Here is a 4,657-nt window from a genome sequence, read left to right as displayed (position 1 = left end):
GGCGCCGTCCAGCCGCGCTCGCGGGCGACCTTGAGCCCGGCCAGCGTGGGCTCGCCGGCGCCCGTGCCCTCGTCGGCGCGGCCGTCGGGGAACCCGGCCAGGACCCGGCTCATCTGCTTGAACGAGCAGACGGACGCGGCGCCGCGGGTCGGCACGACGTCCTCGCCCAGGATCAGCTTGTCCGCGAGCGCCGTCGCCGTCTCGGGGGTCTGGTTGTCGAAGAACTCCCAGTTGACCATCACGACGGGCGCGTAGTCGCAGGCGGCGTTGCACTCGATGCGCTCCAGCGTGATGGCGCCGTCGTCGGTGGTCTCGTCGTGGCCCACGCCGAGGTGGTCGCTGAGCTCGTCGAAGATCGCGTCGCCGCCCATGACGGCGCACAGGGTGTTGGTGCACACGCCCACGGTGTAGGTGCCGTTGGGGTGGCGCTTGTACTGGGTGTAGAAGGTGGCGACGGCGGAGACCTCGGCGGCCGTGATGCCGAGCATCTCGGCGCAGAACAGGATGCCGTCGCGGCTGACGTACCCGTCGACCGACTGCACGAGGTGCAGCATGGGCAGCAGCCCGGACCGGGGGTCCGGGTAGCGCGCCATGATCGCCGTGGCGTCGGCGGTCAGGGACGCCACGGTGTCGGCGTCGTAACCGGTCTTCGTGGCCGCCTGCGGATCTGCGGTCATCGGTCCACACCTCCCAGCACGGGGTCCAGGGACGCGACGGCGACGACGACGTCGGCCACCTGGCCGCCCTCGCACATCACCGACGTGGCCTGGAGGTTGTTGAACGAGGGGTCGCGGAAGTGCGCGCGGTAGGGGCGGGTGCCGCCGTCGGAGACGACGTGCACGCCGAGCTCGCCACGCGGGTGCTCCACGGTCTGCCAGGCCTGGCCCACGGGGACGCGGAAGCCCTCGGTGACCAGCTTGAAGTGGTGGATCAGGGCCTCCATGGAGGTGCCCATGATCTTCTTGATGTGCTCCAGCGAGTTGCCCTGGCCGTCGCCGCCGACGGCGAGCTGGGCGGGCCAGGCGATCTTCTTGTCGGCCACCATGACGGGCTCGCCCTCGGTGCGGTCGAGCCGCTCCAGTGCCTGCTCGATGATCTTCAGCGACTGGTAGCACTCCTCGATGCGGAGCACGACGCGGTCGTAGCAGTCGGCGCCCTTGGAGGTGGGCACGTCGAAGTCGTAGGTCTCGTAGCCGCAGTACGGGTTGTCCTTGCGGACGTCGTACGGCAGGCCGGTGGAGCGCAGCACGGGCCCGGTGATGGCGAGCGCCATGCAGCCGGAGAGGTTCAGCACGCCGACGTCGGTCAGGCGGGCCTTGAAGATCGGGTTGGCGAGCATGAGGTCGCCGAGCTGCTTGAGGTAGCCGCGCACCTTCTTGAGGGCCTCGCGGGCCTGGGTGGTGAAGCCCTCCGGTGTGTCCACGGCCACGCCGCCGGGGCGGATGTAGGCGTGGTTCATGCGCAGGCCCGTGACGGCCTCGAAGAGCCGCAGGATCTCCTCGCGGGCGGTGAACCCGATGGTCATGACGGTGGTGGCGCCCATCTCGTTGCCGCCGGTGCCGACGCAGACCAGGTGGGAGGCGATGCGGTTGAGCTCCATCATCAGGACGCGGATCACGCTGGCGCGCTCGGGCACGTCGTCGGTGATGCCCAGCAGCTTCTCGACGGCGAGGCAGTAGGCGGCCTCCTGGAACAGGGGCGCCACGTAGTCCATGCGGGTGCAGAACGTGGTGCCCTGCGTCCAGGTGCGGAACTCCATGTTCTTCTCGATGCCCGTGTGCAGGTAGCCGATACCGGCGCGGGCCTCGGTGACGGTCTCGCCGTCGATCTCCAGCATCAGACGCAGCACGCCGTGCGTGGACGGGTGCTGGGGACCCATGTTGACGACGATCCGCTCCTCGCCGATCGCCTCGCGCGCGATGTCGTCCCAGTCGCCGTCGCCGTAGGCCTCGAAGGCCCGCACGGTGGACGACATGTCCTCGTTCCCGGCGGCCCGGGTGGCGTGGGGTGCAGTGGTGGGAGCGCTCATCAGTAGCTCCTCCTCGTGTCCGGCGGGGGCACCGTGGCGCCCTTGTACTCGACGGGGATGCCGCCGAGCGGGTAGTCCTTGCGCTGCGGGTGGCCCACCCAGTCGTCCGGCATCTCGATGCGCGTCAGGGCGGGGTGGCCGTCGAACACGATCCCGAAGAAGTCGAAGGTCTCGCGCTCGTGCCAGTCGTTGGCCGGGTACACGGACGTGGTGGACGGGATGTGCGGGTCCTCGTCGGGCGCCGCGACCTCGAGCCGCAGCCGGCGCGAGTGCGTGACCGACGTCAGGTGGTAGACGGCGTGCAGCTCCTTGCCCGCGTCGTGCGGGTAGTGGACGCCGCTGACGCCGAGGGACAGCTCGAACCGCAGGTCCTGGTCGTCGCGCAGCGCCTGGCAGACGGCCACGAGGTGCTCGCGGGCCACGTGCAGGGTGAGCTCCACCTGGCGCGCGTCGGGGGTGTCCGCGCCGTGCAGGTCCACGACCACCTTCTCGACCGCCTGGTCGTAGGTGGGCCCACCGACGCGGGCGCCGTCGGCCAGCACCTCGGCCAGGACGTCGACCACCTGGTCGAACCAGCTCCCGTAGGGGCGGGGCGACGCCGCGGGCATCGCCACGGGCGTGACCAGGCCGCCGTAGCCGGACGTGTCGCCCGAGCCCTGGACCCCGAACATGCCCTTCTTGACCTCGACCACCTCGAAGGTGGCCGCGCCCTCCGGGGGCGTCAGGGCCGAGCCCTGGTCGCCGCCCGGCGTGACGTCGCTCATCGCAGCAGGCCCTTCATCTCGAAGGTGGGGGTGGCCTCCATCGCGGCCGCCTCGGCGGCGCGCGCGGCCTCGATCCGGTTCACGCCGAGCGGCGCGTTCTGGATGTGGTCGTGCAGCCCGAGGATCGCGTTGATCAGCATCTCCGGGCGCGGCGGGCAGCCGGGCAGGTAGATGTCGACCGGGACCACGTGGTCCACGCCCTGCACGATCGCGTAGTTGTTGAACATCCCGCCCGACGACGCGCACACGCCCATGGAGAGCACCCACTTGGGCTCGCTCATCTGGTCGTACACCTGGCGCACCACCGGGGCCATCTTCTGGCTCACCCGGCCCGCGACGATCATCAGGTCCGCCTGGCGCGGCGAGGCACGGAACACCTCCATGCCGAACCGCGACAGGTCGAACCGCGACGCGCCCGCCGCCATCATCTCGATGGCGCAGCAGGCCAGGCCGAACGTCACCGGCCACACCGAGGCCTTGCGCAGGTACCCCGCGAGGTCCTCGATCGTCGTCAGCAGGAAACCTGACGGCGCTTCCTCGACACCCATGTCCCCTCCTTGCTGCCGGGCCCCGCCCGGCGTCGCTGCCCGGCGCCGGGAGGCGCCGCGCGTGAAGTCGCTGTCAGACCCAGTCGAAGCCGCCGCGGCGCCACTCGTAGACGAACGGGACGGTGATCAGCGCCAGGAACGCCAGCATCGCCACCAGCCCGAACGTCGCGAGCGTCGTGAAGTCCACGGCCCACGGGTAGAGAAAGACGACCTCGATGTCGAAGACGATGAATGTCATCGCCACCAGGTAGTACTTGATCGGCAGGCGCCCGCCGCCCACCGCGTGCGGCGTCGGCTCGATGCCGCACTCGTACGAGTCGAGCTTGGCGCGGTTGTACCGCTTGGGGCCGATGATCGCGCTCGCGGCGACCCCGCCGAGCGCCAGGACCGCCCCGATCGCCATGAGGATCAGGATGGGTACGTAGGGATTCATGCTGTGCCCTTCGTGGACGACGTGCCCTTCATGGACGTGATGCTCATGCGCTCGGGACCACCCTGGTCAGGCCTGCGATGACGCGGTCGACCCAGTCGCCGCCGTGCGGCTCGTAGCAGTCGGACAGGAGCTTGAGCGTGAACTGCATGACGACCTTGCGCGGCAGCCCGTACCGGACGCAGACGCGCATGATCTCGGGGTGCTCGATGAGCCGCACGAACCAGCGGCCCAGGGTGTAGTAGCCGCCCAGGTCGGCCCGCATGCGGTCCGCGTAGGTGGCGAGGGTGGCCTCGCGCGCCTCGTCGCTCGCGCGGTGCCGGGCCTGGCTGATCGCCTCGGCGGCGACCCGGCCGGCCTGCAGGCCGTACGCGATGCCCTCGCCGTTGAACGGGCTCACCATGCCGGCGGAGTCGCCGGCCAGCAGCACGCCGTCCGCGTACAGGGGGCCGCGGTTGTAACCCATGGGCAGGGCCGCGCCGCGGATCGGGCCGCGCTCGGGCTCGTGGACCAGGTCCCAGCCCTCGGGCGCGCTCTTCTCCAGCCACGTCTCCATGAGCCGCCGGTAGTCGATGCCGGCCGCCGACTGCCGCGCCGGGGTCGAGGACACGCTGCCGAGACCCACGTTCACGGTGCCGTCACCGAGCGGGAAGATCCAGCCGTAGCCCGGAAGCAGGTTGCTCCTGCCCGGCTCGCCGTCCCACAGCTCGAGGTGCGACTCCATGAACGGGTCGTCGTGGCGCGGGGTGCGGTAGTAGGCCCGCACCGCGGTGCCCATGGGGCGGTCGTCGCGGCGCTCGCGGCCCACGGACAGCGCGAAGCGCGAGCTGACGCCGTCGGCGGCCACCACGACGGGGGCGCGCAGCTCCTTGACCGGGCCCTCGGC

The 4,657-nt window shown here is 70.9% G+C and carries 6 protein-coding genes; all 6 read right to left on the bottom strand.

Annotated features, from left to right (window positions below; all coding sequences use genetic code 11):
• On the bottom strand, positions 1-677 hold a 677-nt coding region (gene nuoE / locus PROKR_RS29315; protein ID WP_036971233.1), incomplete at its 3' end, for an NADH-quinone oxidoreductase subunit NuoE.
• Positions 674-2,029 (bottom strand): NADH-quinone oxidoreductase subunit D, encoded by a 1,356-nt coding sequence (locus PROKR_RS29310; RefSeq protein WP_036971207.1) that lies wholly within the window; start codon positions 2,027-2,029, stop codon positions 674-676. The genes PROKR_RS29310 and nuoE, both read right to left, overlap by 4 nt.
• The gene (locus PROKR_RS29305; protein ID WP_036971204.1) at positions 2,029-2,793 is read right to left on the bottom strand and encodes an NADH-quinone oxidoreductase subunit C; all 765 of its coding nucleotides are present in this window, start codon (positions 2,791-2,793) and stop codon (positions 2,029-2,031) included. Before PROKR_RS29305 ends, PROKR_RS29310 begins: the two co-directional genes overlap by 1 nt.
• On the bottom strand, positions 2,790-3,341 hold the full coding sequence (locus tag PROKR_RS29300) for a NuoB/complex I 20 kDa subunit family protein (RefSeq protein ID WP_036971201.1): 552 nt from the start codon (positions 3,339-3,341) through the stop codon (positions 2,790-2,792). Before PROKR_RS29300 ends, PROKR_RS29305 begins: the two co-directional genes overlap by 4 nt.
• A 73-nt stretch (positions 3,342-3,414) precedes the next feature.
• Complete coding sequence (locus PROKR_RS29295) at positions 3,415-3,774, bottom strand: NADH-quinone oxidoreductase subunit A (protein WP_020016036.1); 360 nt, start codon at positions 3,772-3,774, stop codon at positions 3,415-3,417.
• Positions 3,775-3,817: 43 nt separating this feature from the next.
• Positions 3,818-4,657: FAD-dependent monooxygenase (locus tag PROKR_RS29290; protein WP_211240277.1), on the bottom strand; the 840-nt coding region annotated here is incomplete at its 5' end.

The sequence above is a fragment of the Promicromonospora kroppenstedtii DSM 19349 genome, assembly GCF_000515355.1.
Taxonomy (GTDB): domain Bacteria; phylum Actinomycetota; class Actinomycetes; order Actinomycetales; family Cellulomonadaceae; genus Promicromonospora; species Promicromonospora kroppenstedtii.
Note: the sequence above shows the minus strand (reverse complement) of the source record. Positions and strands in the feature narration are given on the sequence as shown.

What these genes read in the sequence shown, in the direction of transcription:
- PROKR_RS29310 (WP_036971207.1), bottom strand. Translation starts at nt 2,029, where the DNA reads ATGAGCGCTCCCACCACTGCACCCCACGCCACCCGGGCCGCCGGGAAC.
- PROKR_RS29305 (WP_036971204.1), bottom strand. Translation starts at nt 2,793, where the DNA reads ATGAGCGACGTCACGCCGGGCGGCGACCAGGGCTCGGCCCTGACGCCC.
- PROKR_RS29300 (WP_036971201.1), bottom strand. Translation starts at nt 3,341, where the DNA reads ATGGGTGTCGAGGAAGCGCCGTCAGGTTTCCTGCTGACGACGATCGAG.
- PROKR_RS29295 (WP_020016036.1), bottom strand. Translation starts at nt 3,774, where the DNA reads ATGAATCCCTACGTACCCATCCTGATCCTCATGGCGATCGGGGCGGTC.